Annotated in this window: 26 protein-coding genes; 13 read left to right on the top strand and 13 right to left on the bottom strand. The window is 38.1% G+C overall.

What is annotated here, in order from left to right; all coding sequences use genetic code 11:
• Positions 1-101: 101 nt before the first annotated feature.
• The 4 genes from dusA to ampD all read right to left on the bottom strand — a co-directional run bounded on the left by dusA (position 102) and on the right by ampD (position 3,540).
• A complete protein-coding gene (dusA, locus tag PF272_RS04855; RefSeq protein WP_271141842.1) occupies positions 102-1,082 on the bottom strand; it encodes a tRNA dihydrouridine(20/20a) synthase DusA in 981 nt (326 codons plus the stop codon).
• A complete protein-coding gene (locus PF272_RS04850) occupies positions 1,069-2,460 on the bottom strand; it encodes a chloride channel protein (RefSeq protein WP_271141841.1) in 1,392 nt (463 codons plus the stop codon). The genes dusA and PF272_RS04850 overlap by 14 nt, the downstream gene beginning before the upstream one ends.
• Before the next feature lie 99 nt (positions 2,461-2,559).
• Positions 2,560-2,895 carry a hypothetical protein gene (locus PF272_RS04845; protein WP_271141840.1) on the bottom strand — a complete coding sequence of 112 codons (336 nt, stop codon included), beginning with the start codon at positions 2,893-2,895 and terminating at the stop codon, positions 2,560-2,562.
• Positions 2,896-2,976: 81 nt separating this feature from the next.
• A complete protein-coding gene (ampD, locus tag PF272_RS04840; RefSeq protein WP_271141839.1) occupies positions 2,977-3,540 on the bottom strand; it encodes a 1,6-anhydro-N-acetylmuramyl-L-alanine amidase AmpD in 564 nt (187 codons plus the stop codon).
• 108 nt (positions 3,541-3,648) lie between these two features.
• Here ampD and PF272_RS04835 point away from each other — a divergent pair, with 108 nt between their 5' ends.
• From PF272_RS04835 to PF272_RS04810, 7 genes are read left to right on the top strand one after another with little or no spacing between them, the layout of a single operon-like run.
• Positions 3,649-4,119, top strand: coding sequence for a prepilin-type N-terminal cleavage/methylation domain-containing protein (locus tag PF272_RS04835; RefSeq protein WP_065238638.1), 471 nt, complete (start codon positions 3,649-3,651; stop codon positions 4,117-4,119).
• Positions 4,119-5,525, top strand: coding sequence for a GspE/PulE family protein (locus PF272_RS04830; RefSeq protein ID WP_271141838.1), 1,407 nt, complete (start codon positions 4,119-4,121; stop codon positions 5,523-5,525). The genes PF272_RS04835 and PF272_RS04830 overlap by 1 nt, the downstream gene beginning before the upstream one ends.
• Positions 5,512-6,714, top strand: a complete 1,203-nt coding sequence (locus PF272_RS04825) for a type II secretion system F family protein (RefSeq protein WP_271141837.1) — start codon at positions 5,512-5,514, stop codon at positions 6,712-6,714. The genes PF272_RS04830 and PF272_RS04825 overlap by 14 nt, the downstream gene beginning before the upstream one ends.
• Positions 6,711-7,331 carry a prepilin peptidase gene (locus PF272_RS12970; protein WP_413789424.1) on the top strand — a complete coding sequence of 207 codons (621 nt, stop codon included), beginning with the start codon at positions 6,711-6,713 and terminating at the stop codon, positions 7,329-7,331. The genes PF272_RS04825 and PF272_RS12970 overlap by 4 nt, the downstream gene beginning before the upstream one ends.
• 28 nt (positions 7,332-7,359) lie before the next feature.
• Complete coding sequence (coaE, locus tag PF272_RS04820) at positions 7,360-7,968, top strand: dephospho-CoA kinase (protein WP_271141836.1); 609 nt, start codon at positions 7,360-7,362, stop codon at positions 7,966-7,968.
• A gap of 12 nt (positions 7,969-7,980) precedes the next feature.
• Positions 7,981-8,193, top strand: a complete 213-nt coding sequence (gene yacG, locus PF272_RS04815) for a DNA gyrase inhibitor YacG (RefSeq protein ID WP_065238642.1) — start codon at positions 7,981-7,983, stop codon at positions 8,191-8,193.
• Complete coding sequence (locus PF272_RS04810) at positions 8,190-8,459, top strand: GNAT family N-acetyltransferase (protein ID WP_271141835.1); 270 nt, start codon at positions 8,190-8,192, stop codon at positions 8,457-8,459. Before yacG ends, PF272_RS04810 begins: the two co-directional genes overlap by 4 nt.
• Positions 8,460-8,501: 42 nt before the next feature.
• Here the strand turns inward: PF272_RS04810 and fdhE are convergent, their stop codons facing one another.
• The 4 genes from fdhE to fdnG are packed head-to-tail and all read right to left on the bottom strand — an operon-like array spanning position 8,502 to position 14,058.
• Positions 8,502-9,425 (bottom strand): formate dehydrogenase accessory protein FdhE, encoded by a 924-nt coding sequence (fdhE, locus tag PF272_RS04805; protein ID WP_271141834.1) that lies wholly within the window; start codon positions 9,423-9,425, stop codon positions 8,502-8,504.
• A 3-nt stretch (positions 9,426-9,428) separates the two neighbouring features.
• Positions 9,429-10,085: a formate dehydrogenase subunit gamma gene (locus PF272_RS04800; RefSeq protein WP_082985660.1), complete on the bottom strand. Its 657-nt coding sequence runs from the start codon at positions 10,083-10,085 to the stop codon at positions 9,429-9,431.
• Between the two features lies 1 nt (position 10,086).
• Positions 10,087-11,001: a formate dehydrogenase subunit beta gene (gene fdxH / locus PF272_RS04795; protein WP_271141833.1), complete on the bottom strand. Its 915-nt coding sequence runs from the start codon at positions 10,999-11,001 to the stop codon at positions 10,087-10,089.
• Positions 11,002-14,058, bottom strand: a complete 3,057-nt coding sequence (fdnG, locus tag PF272_RS04790; RefSeq protein ID WP_271141832.1) for a formate dehydrogenase-N subunit alpha — start codon at positions 14,056-14,058, stop codon at positions 11,002-11,004.
• A 214-nt stretch (positions 14,059-14,272) separates the two neighbouring features.
• On the opposite strand from fdnG, the gene fdhD reads away from it, so the two are divergent.
• Entirely contained in the window at positions 14,273-15,067 is a 795-nt protein-coding gene (gene fdhD / locus PF272_RS04785; RefSeq protein ID WP_271141831.1) for a formate dehydrogenase accessory sulfurtransferase FdhD, read from the top strand.
• A 2-nt stretch (positions 15,068-15,069) separates the two neighbouring features.
• On the opposite strand, the gene PF272_RS04780 is transcribed toward fdhD, so the two are convergent.
• From PF272_RS04780 to dapA, 3 genes are read right to left on the bottom strand one after another with little or no spacing between them, the layout of a single operon-like run.
• The gene (locus tag PF272_RS04780) at positions 15,070-15,762 is read right to left on the bottom strand and encodes an aspartate/glutamate racemase family protein (protein WP_271141830.1); all 693 of its coding nucleotides are present in this window, start codon (positions 15,760-15,762) and stop codon (positions 15,070-15,072) included.
• 17 nt (positions 15,763-15,779) lie between these two features.
• Positions 15,780-16,595, bottom strand: a complete 816-nt coding sequence (locus PF272_RS04775) for a pyridoxal phosphatase (protein ID WP_271141829.1) — start codon at positions 16,593-16,595, stop codon at positions 15,780-15,782.
• A gap of 56 nt (positions 16,596-16,651) precedes the next feature.
• Positions 16,652-17,545 (bottom strand): 4-hydroxy-tetrahydrodipicolinate synthase, encoded by an 894-nt coding sequence (gene dapA / locus PF272_RS04770; RefSeq protein ID WP_065233919.1) that lies wholly within the window; start codon positions 17,543-17,545, stop codon positions 16,652-16,654.
• A gap of 161 nt (positions 17,546-17,706) precedes the next feature.
• On the opposite strand from dapA, the gene bcp reads away from it, so the two are divergent.
• Positions 17,707-18,174 carry a thioredoxin-dependent thiol peroxidase gene (bcp, locus tag PF272_RS04765; RefSeq protein WP_271141828.1) on the top strand — a complete coding sequence of 156 codons (468 nt, stop codon included), beginning with the start codon at positions 17,707-17,709 and terminating at the stop codon, positions 18,172-18,174.
• 3 nt (positions 18,175-18,177) lie between these two features.
• Here the strand turns inward: bcp and PF272_RS04760 are convergent, their stop codons facing one another.
• Positions 18,178-19,125 carry a gluconeogenesis factor YvcK family protein gene (locus tag PF272_RS04760; RefSeq protein ID WP_271141827.1) on the bottom strand — a complete coding sequence of 316 codons (948 nt, stop codon included), beginning with the start codon at positions 19,123-19,125 and terminating at the stop codon, positions 18,178-18,180.
• 36 nt (positions 19,126-19,161) lie between these two features.
• Positions 19,162-19,740, bottom strand: coding sequence for a thymidine kinase (locus PF272_RS04755; protein ID WP_271141826.1), 579 nt, complete (start codon positions 19,738-19,740; stop codon positions 19,162-19,164).
• Between the two features lie 140 nt (positions 19,741-19,880).
• Here PF272_RS04755 and dapF point away from each other — a divergent pair, with 140 nt between their 5' ends.
• Genes dapF through PF272_RS04735 form a run of 4 tightly spaced genes read left to right on the top strand, consistent with a single transcriptional unit; the run spans position 19,881 to position 23,026 of the window.
• Positions 19,881-20,705, top strand: coding sequence for a diaminopimelate epimerase (dapF, locus tag PF272_RS04750; protein ID WP_065233886.1), 825 nt, complete (start codon positions 19,881-19,883; stop codon positions 20,703-20,705).
• Between the two features lie 9 nt (positions 20,706-20,714).
• Positions 20,715-21,410, top strand: coding sequence for a DUF484 family protein (locus tag PF272_RS04745; protein WP_271141825.1), 696 nt, complete (start codon positions 20,715-20,717; stop codon positions 21,408-21,410).
• A 3-nt stretch (positions 21,411-21,413) separates the two neighbouring features.
• Positions 21,414-22,304, top strand: a complete 891-nt coding sequence (gene xerC, locus PF272_RS04740) for a tyrosine recombinase XerC (RefSeq protein WP_271141824.1) — start codon at positions 21,414-21,416, stop codon at positions 22,302-22,304.
• Positions 22,305-22,315: 11 nt separating this feature from the next.
• Positions 22,316-23,026: an HAD-IA family hydrolase gene (locus tag PF272_RS04735; RefSeq protein WP_271141823.1), complete on the top strand. Its 711-nt coding sequence runs from the start codon at positions 22,316-22,318 to the stop codon at positions 23,024-23,026.
• Positions 23,027-23,043: the final 17 nt, after the last annotated feature.

The raw sequence follows: 23,043 nt of genomic DNA, 5'->3' as shown, positions 1-23,043 counted from the left end.
TATTTTATTTGTCATCAAAATCGTGTTATTTAAACCTGCGTTATTCTACTCTATTTCGAGAGCAAAAATATTGATTAATTTAATTGAATTTTCTGATTCTCTTACTCACATACAAAATCTAATGCCCGCTGTAACACTTCAATTCCAGCTCCTGATTTATGGGCATTTTCACTAAGATAGCGCCGCCATTGTCTTGCTCCTCTTACATTTTGAAATGCTCCCAACATATGGCGAGTAATTTGCCCTAATGGTGTCCCTTGTGCTAATTCTTGCTCCACATAAGGAAACATTTTCTCTACCGCTTCAATTGGGCTAACAATAGGTGCATCAGAATCAAATAAAGCTTGATCAATTTGTCCTAATAATGATGGATTTTGGTAAGCTTCACGTCCTACCATTACCCCATCTACAAATTTTAGATGATGCTTAATCTCATCAATCGTCTTAATTCCACCATTAATACTGATCTTTAATTGTGGAAAATCACGTTTTAACTGATAAACTCGCGGATAATCTAAAGGAGGAATTTCTCGATTTTCCTTTGGACTTAAACCTGATAACCACGCCTTGCGTGCATGAACAATCAGATCCTGACAACCTGTTGCAGCGACTTTATCAACAAATTCACATAAAAATTCATAGCTATCTAAATCATCAATTCCAATCCGTGTTTTAACCGTAACTGGAATCTTTACCACATCTTGCATTGCTGCAACACATTCAGCCACTAAATCCGCTTTTGCCATTAAACAGGCTCCAAAAAAGCCATTTTGCACCCGATCTGATGGGCAACCTACATTAAGATTAATTTCGCTATAACCACTCTGCTCCGCTAACTTAGCACAATAAGCGAGCTGCTGTGGATCACTCCCCCCTAATTGTAGGGCAACAGGTAATTCTGCCTGATCAAAAATTAAATGATCATACTTCGCATAAATAATTGCTGGTGCTGTCACCATCTCTGTATAAAGTAATGTGTATTGGCTAAATTGACGATGAAAATAACGGCAATGTCTTGTCGTCCAATCTAACATTGGTGCGACTGAAAAACGTCCTCGATAAAATTGCTTATTGATTATCATGCAGTTTTTGTTGTTCTTGATTAATTTGTTCTTGAATTCTCTGACGGAAACGCCCAGCCGCAAAATGATAAAATGGTTTTGGACAAATTTGGCGTGAAATAATTGATGCCATAATGCTAGTCGCTAATAACCACACTAACTCAGGCTGACTTCCTGTCATTTCCATAACAACAACGCTCGATGTTACTGGCGATTGTGTTGCTCCTGCTAAAAAAGCAGCCATAGATAATAACACAAGAAAACGTTGATCGACGATACCTCCAGTGAGTTGCCAAATATTACTGCCAATCGCGGCACCTGTGGTTAATGCTGGTGTAAAGATCCCGCCAGCAATGCCAGTCCAATAAGTAAATACCGTTGCCAATAATTTGCTGATACCTAATGACGTATCTAACTCTTGATCATTCAGTGCTTGTGTGACTACCGCATAACCTGTGCCATAAGTTTGATGGTTGCTAAATGTGCCTAATCCAGCGAGTAAAATCCCTAAGATAAAAGCAATAATAATTGGATGCCGTCTGACAAAACCACGCATAAATGCTGGTAAATAAGCAGCTAATCCTTTCGCTAAAAGACGTGCAAAGGCACCACCAAATAAGCCACAGACCACCGCACAAACCACTAACCATAACACGACATTTTCAACCGTATCTGCACCTGCATATCGAGGGAAATAAGGGTTGTTCCCTTGAATCAGAACTAGCATAAACCCAGCTGCTAATACACCTAATAATACACGCCGTTCCCAACGTAACGGTGCACCACGCCCGATTTCCTCAATGGCAAAAATAACACCTGCAAGGGGTGCATTAAATGCAGCTGCTAACCCACCAGCCGCCCCAGTTGCAATTAACTCGTTATAGCTTAAACCTTTAAAAGCAAGGTTATATTTACGACAAAATTTGCCCCAAGAGAGCATTACCGCAGCACCCACTTGTACCGAAGGTCCTTCACGCCCAACTGAAGCACCACAACACATTGCTAAAAATGTTAGTGGAATTTTCCAGATAGTTTGTGCTAAACGAACTAAAGCTTCCTTAGGTTTACCATGTGGCAATCCAATCGAAGCAATCACTTGCGGAATACCGCTACCTGCAACATACGGCGTAAAACGTTGGGTAAACCAGGCTAGAATCGCCATACCAAAAGGTAATAACACCCATGCTACCCAAGGATGTAAATTGACTAAGTATGTATTAATTTCTAACCCAAGTTCTACTAAAGTAGCAAAGCCCCAAGACACGAGTGCGACTAATAAGGCACCACAAAGTAAACAGATAAATTCGATACTTTTACGTGAAAGGCGAGAAGTTTGATGTCCCTTGTGTTTAAGATAATGATTTAACTGATGAAGTTTGGCTTTGAGATTAAAAAACATAAATTGAAAAGATAGCTACCACAATGGAGGTAATTATAAACAAGAACCTTCGAGAATCGAAAACCTTTTTCAGATTTTCCCTCTCGAAGATTGATGATATTACATACAACCACCGCAACTGCCACAACGCCAATCATCTTTATTGACAGCTTGATAAAAGAAACGGAAATATTGTTCTTCAATCGGAATATCTGCGGCAATAAATACATCTGTTAGCCAACCAATATTTTCGAGAATCCAATCATTTTCATCTAGCCCTTCTAGATAAAGTTCATCCTCAGGATCAATAAAATTATAAATTCCCCTTGTTCCCATATCATGTTCCCGGCGTTCTTCCGGCAGTTGCAGGGATTGCCCTTGATAACTAATTTCCCAATGCCCTAAACAAAGTGTATTCCCCTTTGATGACCAAGTAGCCGTAAATGGATTTTCCATATTTTTTCCTCTAAATGACTCCGTGTTCTTTTATAGTATAGATCTGTGTTACTCCTACTTTAATGCCTGAAATTAGTTAAATTAGAACGATTTAGGCGAATGCCCTAAACTCTCTCGATAATATTGCCAATTAAAATATTGACCAGGATCGATCTTTCGTCCTGGCGAGATATCACAATGCCCAACAATCCGATCCTGTGTAATTTTTGGGTAGGCTTGCATTATTACTTTGGTTACTGCAATTAATGTCGCATATTGCTCAGCAGTAAAAGGCTGCTGATTACTTCCTTCCAATTCAATCCCGATTGCGAAATCATTACATTTCTCTCGCCCTTGAAACTGGGAAAGCCCCGCATGCCAGGCTCGCTGCTGAAAATTCACATATTGTTTAATCTCGCCTGTATGACAAATTAAACAGTGTGCTGATACACGCTGTTGATAAATTTCCGCAAAATACGGGTGTTTCGTTGGATCTAACTTACCTTGAAAGAAATCATCAATATAACTTCCGCCAAATTGTTCTGGTGGCAGACTAATATAGTGAATCACTAATAATGAAATATCCTTTGGATCAGGACGTTGATCAAAATGAGGAGATGGAATTTGTGTTGCTGGCGATAAAATGCCTTCAATAATTTGGTACATAAAATTCTCTTTTTACGATCTAAATCGCAATAGTTTAACAACTCTCTCGTACATTACCCACGTTTTTGTCATCTTCTATACCGTTCTTTTTTTTCTGAGGATTTAATTATGCAGTTACGTTCTACCACACAAACACACGCTTTTTATGCCGGATTTACCCTAGTCGAATTGATGATTGTTATTGCCATTATTGCCGTACTCGCCACTATCGCTATTCCTTCTTATCAAGGCTATACCAAAAAAGCCGCAATCTCTGAATTAATTCAGGCTTCCGCACCTTACAAAGCTGAAGTCGAATTATGCTTATATAACGCCAGTAATAAAAATCAATGCTCGGCAGGACAACATGGTATTCAAAATAAACCAAGTGATATGAATAAATTTAAATATCTCAATGATATTTCAGTTACTGCGGGTGTAATTACTGTTTCAGGTAAAGGCTCACTACAAGATATCTCTTATAAAATGACGCCAAGTGAAAGTAAACAAGGTGAATTAATTGATTGGACTGTACAATGTACTGGCGATCTCGGTATTTTCCCTGCTGGTTTTTGTCAATCTAATGCAGGAACGCCATAATGATATATCAAGTAACCTCTTTAGATCATCAAACAATCATTGAGATTTCTGAACAGCAATGGCAAAAAAATCAGCAACAAATTCAGTTATTGTTACGTTATTTAGCCGTACCCTTACAAGAAGATGAACAACAATTATGGTTAGCTGTTGAATCTTTAAATAATTTGGCAGCTTGTGAGGCATTTGCATTCATCAGCGGTAAATTAGTAGAGCCAGTTGTAATTGGACAATATGCACTAAAACAGTTGCTGCAAAATTTACAAGGCACACCACAGCCTCTGACATTACACGAAAATACATTAGCAACAGATTACGCAGCTTCAATTCAACTCAAGGAAGATCAAGATCGCCTAGCGACTGATTCTAATGAACCGTTAATTCAGTTATTTAATCAATTACTTGAGCAAGGATTACAGCTTACCGCTTCGGATATTCATCTTGAACCGTTAGCACAGCACTTACAAATCCGTTTTCGCATTGATGGTGTATTACAAAAACAACAAACCTTACCATTAGCAATTGGGCAACGCTTAAATGCCCGTTTAAAATTACTTGCTCGTTTAGATATTAACGAATTACGCTTACCACAAGATGGGCGCTTCCGTTTTCAAACGACATTCGGAGAAACATTAGATATTCGTTTATCATCCTTACCTACACAATATGGGGAGAAAATTGTCTTACGTTTACAGCACAATACCCCTGTATTCACCGATTTCTCAGCGCTAGGAATGACCGAACAGCAGGCAGAATCTTTTACCCAAGCTTTATTACAGCCCCAAGGATTAATTTTAGTAACGGGTCCAACTGGCAGTGGAAAAAGTTTAACCTTATACAGTGGCTTACATTTTCTCAATCAAGAAACCCGTCATATTCTCACCGCTGAGGATCCAATTGAATTACAGCTAGATGGAATAATTCAAACCCAAATTAATCCCGTTATTGGACTCACTTTTGCGACATTATTACGTAGTTTCTTACGTCAAGATCCCGATGTAATTATGGTAGGTGAAATTCGAGATCAAGAAACAGCGGAAATAGCATTACGTGCAGCACAAACAGGGCATTTAGTATTATCTACTTTACATACTAATACTGCGATTGGTGCGGTTTCTCGTCTACAACAATTAGGTATTACCCAACACGAACTAGAAAATAGCTTGTTATTAGTGATTGCGCAGCGTTTAGTACGTAAATGTGTCCCTGCTACTCAATCAGATTTTTCTCCTCGTTATCGTGGGCGTATCGGTATTTTTCAATTATTACATTATCAACAAAATCAATTTGTTACTGATTATCCATCGTTATTTGATGCAGCAAAACAGAAATTACAACAAAAAATTACTACACTCACTGAAATTGAACGCGTTTTAGGTAAAGAGGAACATACTAATGGCAATTTATAAATGGCGAGGTAAAGATCGCTTTCAAAATAAAATTAAAGGCGTGATCATTGCAGATAATCCACAGCAAGCCAGACAGCGTTTATATCAACAAGGTATTGTTGTTCATTCTTTTAGCCGAAATTGGCAACTCTTTTCCCGCTTAACCCCAAGACTGCAAGCAGAATTCTTATTGCAATTCTCCCTACTGCTACATTCAGGTATTCCTCTCAAACAGTCATTACAGCTTCTTCAGGAAAATTGTCATCACCAAGCACTGTATCAACTAATTACTCGTTGCTTGCAGAACTTACATCGTGGCTTACCTTTATCACATACCCTGCAAGCAGAAAAAAATCTCTTATCCCATTCTGAATGGCAATTATTATATAGTGGGGAACAGAGTGGGCAATTAGCTCAAGTGATGCAACAACTCGCAGATAACAAACAGAAACAAGTTAAGCTACGCCAACAAATCAATAAAATCCTTTTTTACCCTATTATGATGCTCACGATTTCGCTATTACTGACCTTATTTCTGTTACTCTTTATCGTCCCTACTTTTGCCGATCTTTATCAGCAACAGCAACAACAGCTGCCTTATCTAACGCAATTTCTCCTCACCCTATCACAATTTATAAAAAATGATTTTATCTTTTTACTGATTGCAATCATATTATTGTGTACTGTGATCTATTGGAGTTATAACAAACTCCCTCAGCTAAAAATAGGATTACTCAAGCTCGTTTGTTTGATTCCTACCATTGAAAAAATCTATCTACAAACCCAAGCGATTCATTTTTGTTCTATTCTTGCAACAATGCTCCAAGCAGGTATTACATTACAGCAAAGTTTGCAAACTTTCTTACCTTCTACCATCACCTTTGCACAATCACCAAAATTATTATTAGAAAAAGAGGCATATCAATGTTTATCTGCATTACAACAAGGATTTCGTTTTTCAGATGGATTAAGTTATGGTTTTCTTTCCCAACAAACAAGACAGATGATTGCTATTGGTGAACAAAGTGGACAGCTCGATACAATGCTGCACTATGTAGCTAATCATTTACAGCAACAACTCTCTAATCAAATTGACTTATTTGCCAAATTACTCGAACCAATTTTAATGCTGATCATTGGTGCGATTATTGGCGTGATTATTCTTGGAATGTATCTTCCTATTTTTAATTTAGGAAATGTAATTTTATGATATTAATTCTCTTATTACTGATAAGTTGTCTATTTCTTAGTTATCTCTATATATTTCCTAGTTGGTTACCCTCTATCACCACTTTTCCCGTTACAACTTCTCCTCCCCAACGAGATTGGTGGTTGCATAGTATTTTTTATCTCGGATTAAGCATTATCTGCTATCTTCAATATACATTGTGGTGGCATATTCTTTTACATTATTGTTTGTTTAGTTTCTGTTATTTGATTGCTTATATTGATTATCGCTATCGTCTGATCTCGGTTTTACATTGTTATACGATAATCTTATTAGCACTGCTGTTCGCAAAATTAGGGCTTAACCCCCTTACTCTTGAACAAGCAATAGTGAGTTTTACGATTGCTTTTTTAGCTAGCATCAGCGTTTATTTTGGCTGTTACTTCCTATTAGGAAAAGACAAATTAGGTTTAGGCGATGTACTGTTATTCTCTGCATTATCCTTGCTACTTTCTCCTGCATTTTTATCCTATTTTCTCCTAATTTCTTGTATAATAGCGCTACTTTTTGTCATGGTCTTTAAAAGGCAAGCTAAAACCTTACCTTTTGCGCCAAGTTTAATTTTTTCTGCATTAATTTTATTTATCTATAACAGATAACGATACACTCTTCATCATAGATAACGATATGGCTTACATTGTAGGATTAACCGGTGGCATTGGTTGCGGGAAAAGCACGATTGCTTCTCTATTTGCTGATTTGGGTGTCCCTATTGTGGATGCTGATATTGTTGCACGTCAAGTCGTTGAAAAAGGATCACCTTTATTAGCAAAAATTGCTCAACATTTTGGTCAAGAGATTTTATTAGCCACTGGAGAATTAAATCGTGCTGCTTTACGCCAGCGTGTCTTTGCCTATCCTCAAGAAAAGGCATGGTTAAACCAATTATTACATCCTGCAATTCGCGAAGAAATGTTACGCCAACTAAAGCAAACAACCGCACCTTATGTATTGTGGGTAGTACCATTACTATTAGAAAATCACCTTGAAACCTATTGTGATCGTATTTTAGTTATCGATGTTAGTGAAGAAACTCAAATTCAGCGGGCAACGCAACGTGATCAGAATTCTGCTGCTTTGATTCGTAAAATTATGCAATCTCAAGTTTCTCGACAACAACGTTTAGCAAAAGCTGATGATGTTATCTCTAATGAATTACCGCTTGAACAAAATCTTGCTTATTTAAAAGCAGAAGTGCAGAAACTACACCAGCACTATTTGTCGTTAAGCCAATAATAGGAACATAATATGTCAAATACAGATAATGAAATTATCTCGGTACCTTGTCCCATTTGTAAAAAAAATGTGGTATGGTCAGAACAAAGTCCATATCGCCCATTTTGTAGTAAACGCTGTCAATTAATTGATTTAGGTGAGTGGGCAGCAGAAGAAAAGAAAATTCCAACCGAAGAAAGTCCTTTTAGTACTGAACTTGACGAATTTATGGAGAAATTACAATGAGTGAATTTACTATTGAGCATACTGATAATGGTCAGTATGGTGCTTTTTTCATTGATGAACAAGGAAAACGTTTAGCGGAATTAACTTATGAATATACACATCCACAAACGATCGATGCTAATCATACTTTTGTCGATCCCAGTCTGCGTAATCAAGGTATTGCAGAAAAATTATTGAATGCCTTACTTCAATTTACTGAACAAAAACAGTTAAACATTACCGCAAGTTGTAGTTATGTTTCAGCAAAACTACGCAAACGCTTATAAAATAAAGGCTTGGTTACCCAAGCCTGCAAACTATTATTTTTATTATTCTTCTGGAAATAACAAAGGATTTATTCCACTACGAGAATACCCCTTTTCTTCCATTTCATTATCTAACATCAACGTTGCTAAATCATCAGCAGCTGGTTCTACATCAGGATCTTTCTCTTGATATAAAACTTTTAAATAACTGCCGCAGTCATCACAACATTCTGCTTTGACCGGTGCATGTTCACTATCTAATGACCAATAGCCAATATGAGCGGTTTCTTCACAATTAGTGCATTTACTACGCACAATATTCCACTCACTTTCACATAATGCACAATGGACATAGCGTAACCCCTGGGTACTGCCAAAGTGGACAACGCTAGTGATTGGCGCTGAACCGCAGACTGGACAGAAATGACGATGTTCACCCAATTCTGCATTTGCATGGTGTGGAATTTGTTGTACCAATTGAATCCAATAGAGATTTAAAGCAGCCCAAATAAATATCGCTTGGTTACTTGGTACAGCTTCAAACTCACTGTTTAATAAACGATCTGCTAAATCTTCACGTTCTTGAGTTGAGGTTTTCTCTAGCGTTTCAATCGTATTTGCAATCACGCCTTCGGCAAAACTCTTACACTCTTCAAGTAAATTAGTTAGTAAAATTTGCCAAATTGGCGAACGTTGCCAATTTTTATAATGTAGTGGTTGCCCCGCTAAAACTTCTGCTGTTAATACTTCTTTAGCTAAACGAGGATCACGTTCAATAGGTTGCTCTTGCAATAAACGTAATTGTACATCTACCAATTTTGCCGTGAATTCAAGATAGTCTTTGAATGGACTATTTTCGGCTAATTGACGTAAACGTTTAGCACGACGTTGATATAAATTTTTTGGATTTGCGAAAAGTAACGGGGGGCTAGTTAGCCCCTCCGCTGCTTGTTGAATTTCGCTCTCTGGTAAGATACGAATACTCATTAATTATTTTCCCTGTTGTTCTTCTCGTTTTAAAATCGGTTCGATTTCTTCACGATACCAACGTGGATGGTGTTTCTTCGCCCAACGAGCGGTTACTTTACCATTTAACATCCCTGTAATTGAGCCTCTCACCCAAATTGCCATATAGATATGCACCATAATACCGAGAATTAATGCAATCGCACTGCAAGCGTGCAATAAGATTGCAACACGGATCACAGGAATAGAGAATGATGGTGCAAAATAAGGACGCCACATAATGACACCAGTTCCTAAAAGCAGTAACAAAGCACCAATCAAGGTCCAGAACAATAATTTTTGTCCCATATTGTAGTGACCTACATCTGCGACATGATGTTCATTACCTTTTAGGACTTCTACTACATTCAGTAACCAACGCCAATCCCCTTTTTCGATAAGATTGTCACGCCAATAAGTTTTAAACAATACCATAAAGGCGGCAATCATAATCAAACCAGTGAATGGATGCACAACACGTGCTAATTGTGGAGTACCTAAGATTTCAGCAATCCACGCAAAATCTTGGAAAAAGAATGAAAGCCCAGATAGCCCTGTTGTGAAAAAACAGAAAACAACAAGCCAGTGACTTAAACGTTCTTTTACGCTATGGCGCAATACTTTTTTGTTTAAATCGACCATATTATTTTCCTCCTTTTTCATCATCATGAGCATGTGGATCAATGATATCTTCTTCCTCAAGATCCTCAGTGTTTGGTCCCATTGCAATATAGTGTGCTGCTGCACCTACTGCTAATGCGCCCATTGCTACACCAGCAAGTGGTTTGAGAATTCCCTTCCAGAGTGAAACAACTTCACTGATATGTGGATCTTTTGGTAACCCAGAATAAAGCTCTGGACGATCTGCGTGATGTAATACATACATTACGTGAGTACCACCTACACTTTGTGGATCGTAAATACCTGCATTTTCATAACCACGGCTCTTCAGATCTGCCACACGTTTTTCAGCATAGTGTAACATCTCTTCTTTACTACCGAAGTGAATTGCACCTGTTGGACAAGTTTTCGCACACGCTGGTTCTTGTCCCACATTCACACGATCAGAACAGAGGGTACATTTGTAAGCACGGTTATCTTCTGGATTAATGCGTGGAACATTAAACGGACAACCTGCAATACAGTAACCACAACCAATACACTTATCAGATTGATAATCAACAATACCATTTGCGTATTGGATAATCGCACCTGGTGATGGGCAAGCCTTTAAACAACCTGGATCTGCACAGTGCATACAACCATCTTTACGAATTAACCATTCAAGACGATCATTTTCTTCAACTTCGTTGAATTTCATCACTGTCCATGCTTTTGGTTCAAGATCAACTGGGTTGTCATAAACACCAACACAATCACCTGGCTCAGCACGTAAATCATTCCATTCAGAACAAGCGACTTGACATGCTTTACAGCCAATACAGGTAGTTACATCAATCAATTTCGCCACTTCGACTTTGTGATCACGTACTTGTGGCGGTGGTGTAAGCCCCGATGTTGCTGAGGCTCTGATAATATCTTGAGTTTGAACTGCCATTTACGCCTCCGCAACTTTCTCAATATTCACAAGGAATGCTTTGAATTCTGGTGTTTGTGTATTTGCATCACCAACACGAGGCGTTAAGTTATTAGCAAAGAAGCCTTTCTTACCAACGCCTGCAAAGCCCCAATGGATTGGAATACCGATTGTATGGACGACTTTACCATCGACTTCTAACGGACGAATACGTTTAGTCACAACCGCAACCGCTTTCACATAACCACGAATTGAACTTACTTTCACTTTGTCACCATGGTTGATGCCTTTTTCTTTAGCAAGTTGTTCGCTAATTTCCACAAATTGTTCTGGTTGAGCAATCACATTCAATAATGAGTGTTTTGTCCAGAAGTGGAAATGTTCTGTTAAACGATAAGTTGTACCCACGTATGGGAATTTTTCCAATGATCCAAATGATTCTTTATCTGCTGGCAAGATACGTGCCACAGGGTTAGAAACAACATTCGGATGTAATGGGTTTGTGCCAATTGGTGTTTCAATCGGTTCATAGTGTTCTGGGAATGGACCTTCTGCCATCTTATCAATTGCAAAGAGACGAGATACCCCTTCTGGTTGCATGATAAATGGTGTCACATCACTTCCTGGAGGCGCTGTACCAAAGTCAGCAACATCAACATAGTTCCAGTTTTTACCATTCCATTTCACTAATTGGCGTTTTGCATTCCAAGGTTTACCTTGTAAATCTGCTGACGCACGGTTGTAAATGATACGGCGGTTCAATGGCCATGCGAATGCCCAATTTAGAGTGTTACCTAATCCTGATGGATCTGAGCTATCACGGCGAGCCATCATATTACCTTTTTCCGTCCATTGTCCGGCATAAATCCAGTTACCTGATGAGGTAGTACCATCATCACGTAAGAACGCAAAACTTGGTAATAATTCACCTTTTTTCACTAATACCACACCATTTGGATCTTTGAGATCTTCGAGTGCATAACCATTATTTTCTTTCGCTAATTCTTCAGCTGTTGGTTCTGCTGGGTTGAGATAGTTCCAACTCATTGCTTTAAGTTGTTCAACACCTCGTCCACCTTCTTTTTCATAAAGTGAAATTAACTCTTCACGAATTTCAGAAAGAATCGCTACATCTGGTTTTGCCTCTGCAGGTGCATCAGCGCCTTTCCAGTGCCATTGTAACCAACGACCAGAGTTAGCAATTGAGCCATCTTCTTCTGCGAAACAAGTTGTTGGTAAACGGAAGACTTCTGTTTGAATATCTTCAGTTTTCACATCATTGTATTCACCATAATTTTGCCAGAAGTTAGAAGTATCTGTTGCTAATGGATCCATAACGACAAGGAACTTCAATTTACTTAACGCACTGATAACTTTATTTTTATCTGGATAAGAAGCAATTGGGTTAAATCCTTGGCAGAGATAACCATTTACTTTACCGGCATACATCATATCGATAAAACGGAAATGATCGTATTTTTGATCCATCTTCGGTAATAAATGGTAACCAAATTGATTTTCCGCTGTTGCATTATCACCAAAGAAAGTCTTTAACATACTGATAAAGAATTTTGGTGTATTACCCCAATAGTTTACTTGCCCTTTTTGCGCTAATTTTGGTGTAATTCGATTGAGATAAGTTTCTAATGAAACATCTTTATCGGTTGGTAATCCCATATAACCAGGCAACATATGTGGGAATAAACCTAAATCGGTAATACCTTGTACATTTGAGTGGCCACGTAATGCGTTAACACCACCACCGGCAACACCAATATTACCAAGAAGTAATTGGATCATCGCCATTGTACGAATATTTTGTGAACCCACTGTATGTTGTGTCCAACCTAAAGCATATAAGAATGTTGCAGCTTTCGCTGGATCAGCGGTTTTAGCAATTTCTTCACAGAAAGTTAAGAAATCTTTTTGTTTTGTTCCACAAATACGTTCAACCATTTCTGGTGTATAACGTGAAACATGTTTTTTCAATAAGTTAATTACACAACGTGGATCTTGCATAGTTAAATCACGTTTCGCAAAACCCTCTTCGTCTAATTGATAAGACCAAGTTGATTTATCATATTGACGTTTTTCTGGATCATATCCTGTAAATAACCCATCTTCAAAATTGAAGCCTTCATTTACTAAGAAACTTGCATTTGTGTAATATTTTACATATTCATGTTGGATCTTATCGTTAGTTAATAGGTAGTTAATTACCCCTGAAAGGAAGGCAATATCAGTACCTGAACGAAGCGGCATATAAATATCAGCAACAGCTGCGGTACGATGGAAACGTGGATCAACCACCATAATTTTCGCACCATTATTTTTCTTCGCTTCAATCGCCCAACGGAAACCGACAGGGTGTGCCTCAGCGGCATTACCGCCCATAACGATAACGAGATCAGAATTTTTAATATCAACCCAGTGATTGGTCATCGCACCGCGACCAAATGATGGAGCAAGACTTGCTACCGTTGGTCCGTGTCAGATACTCGCTTGGTTGTCTACAGAAAGGATACCTAGCATTCTTACCCATTTTTGAGTCAAAATACCGGTTTCATTACTTGCAGCAGATGCCGCTAACATACCTGTGGTTAACCAACGGTTTACTGGTGTACCTTCAGCATTGGTTTCAATAAAGTTAGCATCACGGTCATCTTTCATTAAACGGGCAATTCGAGTAATTGCTTCATGCCAAGAAATTCGTTTCCATTCTTTTGAGCCTGGCGCACGATATTCTGGATATTGTAAACGGTTTGGGCTATTCACATAATCTAATGCACCTGCACCTTTAGGACAAAGCGCACCACGGCTTACTGGATGATCTGGATCACCCTCAATATGGAATAATTTACCTTTAGCATTTTTGGCTTTATCGCCGATGGAATATAACAACATTCCACAGCCAACAGCACAGTAAGTACAGGTATTTCTCGTTTCAGTCGTGTGAAGTAATTTATACTCACGAGGAGCTGCTAACGCCATTTCTGGCGCAAATCCGAGCATGGCAGCAGACGTTCCGGCCATTCCACCTGCACAGATCTTAAAGAATTTTCTTCTTGTGACCTGCATAGATACTCCTTGTTGGATAGTAAGTAGGAAGTTAATAAATTTGCGTTATTTTGTAACTGAAATGTAATCCTTACATTTTCGCTGTGTAGGTTACTCCTTATTTATACTATAATCAATCTTCACTTCGATTGATCACTCAGGATTACCGTCGCAAGCATATTCCTGCTAGTCAAAATAAACACCTACTTATTATAGGTATTTTGAGGAAAATTTGATGCAGCTCATAAAAAAGAAATGTGTTTTATATCAAAAAAGTAACAATTATTTTTCATCTGAACTCACTGCCGAGGAAAAACTAGACAGTTTAGCTGTCGAAACTCCCGTCGCATTAGTGTATAACGGTATTTCTCATAGTGTAATGATGTGTACACCACAAGATTTAGAAGAATTTGCGATTGGCTTTTCTTTAACAGAAGGAATTATTCACGATCCCAAACAAATCTATGGTATTGACATTGAACCTAGCTGCAATGGGATTGAAGTGCAAATTGAATTATCTACTCGCCAATTTGTTGCCTTAAAAGAACATCGCCGTAATTTAGTTGGACGGACAGGTTGTGGTATTTGTGGAGTCGAACAATTACAACAAATTCAACGCCAATATGCCAAAGTAGAGCGTACATTCGCTTTGGATTTCTCTTTGATCGATCACTGTTTAATACAATTAGAACAACAGCAATTACTCTCTAAAGAAACCGGCGCAACACACGCTGCTGCCTTTTTTTCTCCACAAGGAGAGTTACTAACATTACGAGAAGATGTTGGTCGTCATGTTGCTTTAGATAAATTATTAGGTTGGTATGCGACACATCAGCGTCCACAAGGTTTTGTCTTTGTAAGCAGTCGAGCTAGTTATGAAATGGTACAAAAATGTTTAGCCTGTGGGATTGAAATGTTGGCTGCTATTTCTGCACCAACTGCTTTAGCCGTTGAAATGGCGGAGCAACACAACTTTACGTTATTAGGTTTTGCGCGCAAAGGTCGTGTTACCCAATATACCAATCTTTAATCTTATTCTTGTAAAGCGAGTTCAACTGCTCGCTTTGCATGAAGTACTGTCGTATCAAATATAGGTAATACAGAATCTTCTTGATTGATCAATAAACCAATTTCAGTACAGCCTAAAATCACCCCTTCAGCACCTTGCTGTTGAAGATCCGCAATAATACGCTGGAAAATATGGCGAGATGATACTTCAATTCTTCCTAAACAAAGTTCGGTAAAAATAATCCGATTAATTTCTTCAATATCGGTTTTCTTTGGAATTATTACATCAATCCCCTGATCAATAATTCTCTGCTTATAGAACTCTTCTAGCATCGTATATTTTGTGCCTAATAAAGCAACTCGTTGTATTTGCTGCTGTTTTAAGGCTGTTGTCGTTGCATCAGCAATATGAATCAGTGGAACGGTAAGGCGATTTGAAATTTGGGGTGCAACTTTGTGCATTGTATTTGTGCAAATAAGAATAAAGTCTGCACCTGCTTGTTCTAATTGAAAAGCAGCATTACCAAGTATTTCTGCACTTTTTTCCCAATTTCCTGTGATCTGACAACGCTCAATTTCATCAAAATCAACGCTATATAGGATTATTTTGGCAGAATGTAGACCACCTAATTGCTGTTTAATCTGCTGATTAATAATTTGATAGTAGGAAACTGTACTTTCCCAACTCATTCCACCTAATAATCCAATCACTTTCATATCAATACCATTCTAATTTAGTCTAGATATTCTGCTAATACTTGGGCAATTCCATCATCATCATTACTTTTAGTAACCAATTTTGCCTGTTGTTTCACTTCTTCTTCCGCATTCCCCATCGTAACACCTAGCCCTACAGCAGTCAACATACTGGTATCATTATGGTTATCCCCAAACGCAATCACCTGTTCAGGCTGAATACCCCAGGTAGCTAGTAATTCCAATAGACGTTCGCCTTTACTATTTCCCACATTAGCAATATCAACACGATCAATCCATGACCACTCACAACTAAATTGCTCTTCAGGTAATTCATTGACGACTTTTAACATAACTTCACGACTTGGCGCACTAATCACACATTTCCAGATAATATCGCCACTCGTAATAAAATGATAAAGATCTGGCACTTGCTGCACTTTCGGTCTTACCGCGAATGCACAACTCTCTGCCCAGGCTTTAAATTTTTCCATATGCGGATTAAATGTTTGGAAATTCATTGCATCACGAGAATAGAGTAAGACGTGTGATCCATATTGATAAGCTAGATCTAAAATTTTTTGTGCTTTTTCTGCGGTAAGCGGATTTGCCGCTAATACTGTATCGGTTTCCATTTGGTAAAGGTAAGTTCCATTACAGCAAACTACTGGCGTATCTAAACCTAATTCGTAGTAATAAGGCTTTACTGCAGTATGATGTCTGCCTGTAACAAGCACCACTTTCTTACCTTGTGCTTTAGCACGCTGAATTGCCACAAGACTACTTGGTAAAATTTTCCCTTCACTATTCAGCAAAGTACCATCTAAATCGAATGCAATAACTTGATAATCCATCTTTTCCCCTAAAACAAAAAACAGGCGGAATCGCCTGTTTTATCTCATAATACAATTTATAGTAATCCAGCAATTTGTAATGCTTTAATCACTTTTGGCTGAGCCTCTTCACTCAGAGTCGTTAATGGTAAGCGTAAGGTTGGCTCATCAATTAAACCTAGTTTATAACAAGCCCATTTCACTGGAATTGGATTAGACTCTACAAATAAATCATGATGTAACGCCATTAAACGTTGATTAATTTTTTCCGCTTCTTCAAAGTTACCTGCAAGTGCTAATTGGCAAATTTTAGCCATATCAGCAGCCGCTACGTTATTGGTTACAGAAATTACGCCTTCACCGCCTGCTTTCATTGAATCTAAGAAAGTTGCATCATCACCACTTAATACAATGAAATCTTCCCCAGCTAATTTTTTAATTTTTTGCACACGGCTTACATCACCTGTTGCCTCTTTAATCCCTACAATATTTGGAATTTCAGCTAAACGCCCCACTGTTTCTGGTAATAAATCGCTACCAGTACGTCCTGGCACGTTATAAAGAATTTGTGGTAAATCAGTACATTCTGCAATGGTTTTAAAGTGGAGATACATGCCTTGTTGGGTTGGTTTATTGTAGTAAGGAACAACCGTTAAACAACCAGCAATACCACTACCATTTAAGAGTTTTGTCATAGTTACCGCTTCGCTAGTTGCATTCGCACCTGCACCAGCAATAACTGGAATACGACCATCGGCAAACTCAACTGTTTTTAAAATCGTTTTAATATTTTCTTCAATACTTAATGTTGCTGCTTCGCCACTCGTTCCCACTGAAACAATCGCAGTTGTACCCGCTTCAACATGATAATTTACTAATTTTTTTAATTGCCCATAATTGACTTCGCCAGCGCTATCCATTGGGGTGACTAAGGCAACAATACTGCCTGAAAATAAAGGTTGTGATGACATAATTACTCCTGAGATTTTTTGTTGTTGTACTTCGCAATCTTGCTGATACAGTAAATAAAAACGATGTTTTCTAGCTTGCCAAAAATACCTTACATTGCAAGCAATTTTTTTATTTTTCGTTATAATTCTTTGGAAAAGTAACCGTTAAGAAAGGAGAAATCATGAAAACATTAACTGCCGGTGAAAAAGCTCCCGAATTTTGTCTATTAGATCAACATAACCAAACCGTTTCTTTAACGGATTTTCGCGGACAAAAAGTATTAGTTTATTTTTATCCAAAAGCATTAACTCCAGGATGTACTACCCAAGCTTGTGGTATTCGTGATACCCACGATCAATGGCAAGCATTAAACGTAAAAGTATTAGGGATTAGTCCTGATCAGCCAAATAAACTTGCCCAATTTGAACAGAAAAAAGAACTTAATTTCACTTTACTTTCTGATCCTGATCACCAGGTTGCAGAAGCTTTTGGTGTTTGGGGCGAGAAAAAATTTATGGGTAGAACCTTTGATGGGATTCATCGCATTAGTTTCCTTATCAATGAACAAGGAATAATCGAAAAAGTCTTTGATAAGTTTAAAACAGGTGAACATCATCAAGTGGTTTTAGATTATTTACAGGCTCATTAAAAATTAACAGAAGCACTTTTTCTTGATTTTGACTTTATCAATCAGGTCTTCTAGTGCATGACTTAATAACGCGCGATCATGACGATAGCTCACATCATCGGCATTTAATTGACGTGCAATCACACAATAGTTTTGCCTGAAATCTTGTGGTAATACCGTGTTGCTATCCGTGATCACGCCATCAATAATTGGCTTCCCTATATAACGGTTAAGCCAATCTACTCGTGCAGCTAAATCTAATTGTGCTGAGGGGCTATGTTCTACCCCTAAATTATCAATAAAAATCTTAATTGCAGAGCTAGTTGCTAAAGCATCTTGTACTTCAGTCAGTAACAAAGGTGGCAAAATACTGGTTAAAAAACTGCCCGGACCAAATAGGATAATATCTGCTTGATTAATCGCAACAACGGCTTCTGGGGTTGCTGAAACAGCAGGCGCTAAACTTAACTGTTTTGGAATATCTGCTAATTTATCAATACTCACTTCACCGATAATCATCTCACCACTATTTAACTCAGCAGCAAGATGAGCTGGCTTTTCAGACATTGGAATAATAAAAGGTTCAACGTGTAATAACTCTCGAATTAAATTCACGCCGTCCAATGGACGCACTTTAATATTTTCTAATGCTTTAAGCATTAGATTCCCTAAGTTATGTCCTGCTAACTCGCCCTCACCATCAAAACGATACTCAAATAATTCAGAGGCAGTGGTTGGAGTCGTAATAATTTGGTTTAAGCAGTTACGCAAATCCCCCCAAGCAATACCACCAAATTGACTACGAATTCGACCTGTTGAACCGCCATTATCGGTAGTAGTGACAATACCTGTTAAGCGAGATCGCATAAAGCCAAGTGCAGACATCACACGTCCAAGCCCATGCCCGCCACCAATTGCAACAATACGTTTCGCCGCATTTAAATTTGGAGTTACTACTGAAGAAACCGTCATAAATAGTACCTTGTTTATTGTTTAGTTAAGAAAGGGTTAACAGTCCATTTTCTCTTTATAATGCCGACGACACACCGACAAATAGTGATCATTACCACCAATTTGGATCTGATCGCCTTCCTTAATCACTTCACCTTGTTCATTTAAACGCAATACAAAATTCGCTTTACGTCCGCAATAACAGATCGTTTTTAACTCCTCTAACTGATCTGCCCAAGCTAACAAATAACGACTTCCTTCAAATAATTCTGCTTGGAAATCTGTGCGTAGTCCGTAACACAATACGGGAATATTGAGCTTATCGACCACTTCCGTAAGTTGATACACTTGGTCTTTAGTTAAGAATTGTGCCTCATCGACTAGAATACAGTTTAATTTTTGTTGTTGATGATGTTGTTGAATTTCATCAAATAGATCTGTTTTTGTATCAAATAATTTGGCTTGTTCTTCAATACCAATTCTTGAGGTTACTTTGCCTACGCCATAACGATTATCAATAGCTGCGGTATAAACTAACGTCTGCATACCACGTTCACGATAGTTATAAGAAGATTGTAATAGAGTTGTCGATTTGCCTGCATTCATTGAGGAGTAATAAAAGTAAAGTTTCGCCATAATAGCCCAATCCTTGATAAAAAACGGCGCTAGTATAACGATATTCCACTTTAATTAACATCTTTGATTCAACTTCAGTCTTTAGACTTTATCAGGAACTCTCTATAATAGCCCTATTATGATTTATGCAAGAGGTATATATGCAGTTTTCAAAAATGCACGGTCTAGGCAATGATTTTATGGTAGTAGATGGTGTAACACAGAGTGTCTTTTTTTCTGAAGACATTATTCGCCGTTTAGCTGACCGTCATCGTGGTATTGGCTTTGATCAACTGTTATTAGTTGAAGCACCATATGATCCCGAATTAGATTTCCATTATCGTATTTTCAATGCAGATGGCAGTGAAGTCGAGCAGTGTGGTAATGGTGCCAGATGTTTTGCCCGCTTTGTTCGTTTAAAAGGGCTAACCAATAAAAATGAAATCAAAGTAAGTACCGCCAAGGGCAAAATTGTGTTGATTGTCAATGATGATGAAACTGTGCGAGTAAATATGGGAGAACCAATTTGGGAACCAGCTAAAGTTCCATTTATCGCCAATAAATTTGAAAAAAACTATATCCTACGAACTGACATTCAAACTGTATTATGTGGTGTCGTTTCTATGGGCAATCCGCATTGTGTGTTGCAAGTAGAAGATGTCGCTACGGCTAATGTAGAACAATTAGGTCCACTATTAGAAAATCACGAACGTTTCCCAGCAAGAGCCAATATTGGCTTTATGCAGGTAATCAATCGACAACATATTCGTTTAAGAGTATTTGAACGTGGTGCTGGAGAAACACAAGCGTGTGGAACTGGAGCTTGTGCTGCTGTAGCAGTCGGCATTATGCAAGGTTTATTAGATAACAGTGTGAAAGTTAGCTTACCAGGCGGAGAATTAAAAATTGAATGGCAAGGACAAGGACATCCTCTCTATATGACTGGCGATGCTACCTTTGTTTATGATGGCGTGATTCAATTATAAGGAGTAAATATGAGCGAGATTGATGTTGATTTTGAGCAGCAGATAGACCAATATTTGCAAGCCCATCCAGATTATTTTTCCCGTCATCAAGCCTTATTGGATCAACTTGTTATTCATCATCAACGCAAAGGGATGATTTCTTTAGTAGAAGCCCAATTAGGTCGCCAGCGAGAGAAAATTGCCACATTAGAAAATGCGCTAAATCAGGTTAGTTCCACTGTACAACAAAATGAGACGCTCTTTTTTAGCTTATTACCCTTACAAAAACAACTCTACCAAGCCAAAGATATTACTGAAGCAAACCACGATTTAGATCAATGGGCAAAAACATTAGGTTTAAAACAAGGTAAAATCTTACTACTCAAAGACGCATGGCAATCTGAATCAGTTACCTCACAATATTGGCTGGATCGTAAAGCTTTTGAGATTATTCGCTTAGAACGTTTTGGCTTACAATCTTTTTATCTAGGAAAATTAACTAATCGAGAAAAATCATTGCTATTTTTACCTGAAGAACTGCCAATTGGATCGGTTGCTATTTGTTTATTAAATAATAAGCAAGATCATAAACCTTATCATGCGGTGTTAGTGTTTACTGCATTACATGAAGGGCATTTTTATCGTGGACAAAACACAGATTTTCTCGAAACACTCATCGAACTAATTGAGCCACTATTTCACCAATGGCTAACTTATAAGAAATAAACTATGTTACAAGAATGGTTAGAACAATATTGGAATTATCTTCGCATTGAACGTCAACTTAGCCCTAAGACATTAGAAAGTTATCAGCAGCAAATAGAAGCGTGTCTTGAATTATTGACCACAGAGGGAATTAACGATTGGCGACAAGTTGATGGTAGTGTTATTCGCTTTATCCTCACTCAAGGAAAAAAGGCTGGATTGCATGAACATAGTTTAGCGTTACGTCTTTCTAGTTTACGTGGCTTTTTCCAATTTTTATTACGTAAAAAGATTATTACTGTTAATCCAACCGATGGTATTTCAGCACCAAAGGCAGGCAAAAGATTACCAAAAAGTATTGATGTTGAATCTATTTCCCAATTACTTGATATTAAAAGCAAAGAACCTTTAGCCCTACGCGATAAAGCAATTATGGAATTAATGTATAGTTCTGGATTACGCTTATCTGAATTACGCGGTTTGAATTTAGAGGATATTAATTTTAAGGCAAAAGAACTTAGGGTATTGGGGAAAGGAAATAAAGAACGGATTTTACCTTTTGGGCGTTATGCCGCTGGTGCTTTACATGAATGGCTCAATGTTCGTCTGCAATTTCATCCAAAAGACAATGCACTTTTTATTAGTCATCAGGGTAATCGCTTAACAAGCACCGCCATTCAACAACGTTTAGAACAGTGGGGTATTAAGCAAGGATTAAATGCTCACCTTAATCCGCATAAACTCCGCCACTCTTTTGCTACTCATATGCTTGAAGCTACCTCTGACTTACGTGCTGTACAAGAACTATTAGGGCATGAAAATTTATCTACCACACAAGTTTATACACATTTAAATTTCCAACATTTAGCACAGGTATATGATTCAGCACACCCTCGTGCCAGACGTAAAAAATAAGGAATCGCAGTATGTTACATTTTTATCGTTCATTTACGTTACCCAAAGTTATCAGCTTTGATCTTGATGATACGTTATATGATAACTACACTGTGATTCGGAATGCAGAACAAGCTTTCCTTGATTGTTTACAACAGCTTGCACAAGTCAGCGTAGAAAACTGGGCACTCTATAAACAACAGCTTTTCTTGGAAGATCCTATTCGCTATGAAGATGTGATTGAGTGGCGAAAAGCAGCAGCAATAAAGCTTCTGCAACAACAAGGGAAAAGCAGCACTGAAATCCCTGCCATTGTAGAACAATGTATGCAACTGTTTGTGGAATGGCGGCATAAAATTGATGTTCCACAACAGAATCAACAGTTCCTCAACCAATTAGCTGAACATTATCCTTTAGTCGCTATCAGTAATGGAAATGTCTATCCGCCTCGTATTGGCTTAGACCAATTTAAGCTGATGTTACGGGGAGGTGAACATGGCAGAGCTAAACCACACGCAGACTTATTCGTGCAAACCGCACAATATTTTGGTTGTCATCCTAACGAAATACTTCACGTTGGTGATAATCTTGTTACTGATGTACAAGGTGCTATTTTAAGCGGTTGTCAGGCAGTTTGGATTAATCCACATAATCAACCTATGTCAATTTTTCCTGAGGTCACACATTTACCGACACTATCTGTTTTTGATGTTACCGAGCTTTCCTTTTTGTGTAAAAACTAGCCAAAATTTGATGTAAA

The organism is Gallibacterium faecale, assembly GCF_027920745.1.
GTDB classification, from domain to species: Bacteria; Pseudomonadota; Gammaproteobacteria; order Enterobacterales; family Pasteurellaceae; genus Gallibacterium; species Gallibacterium faecale.
This window is presented reverse-complemented; position numbering and strand designations above follow the sequence as displayed.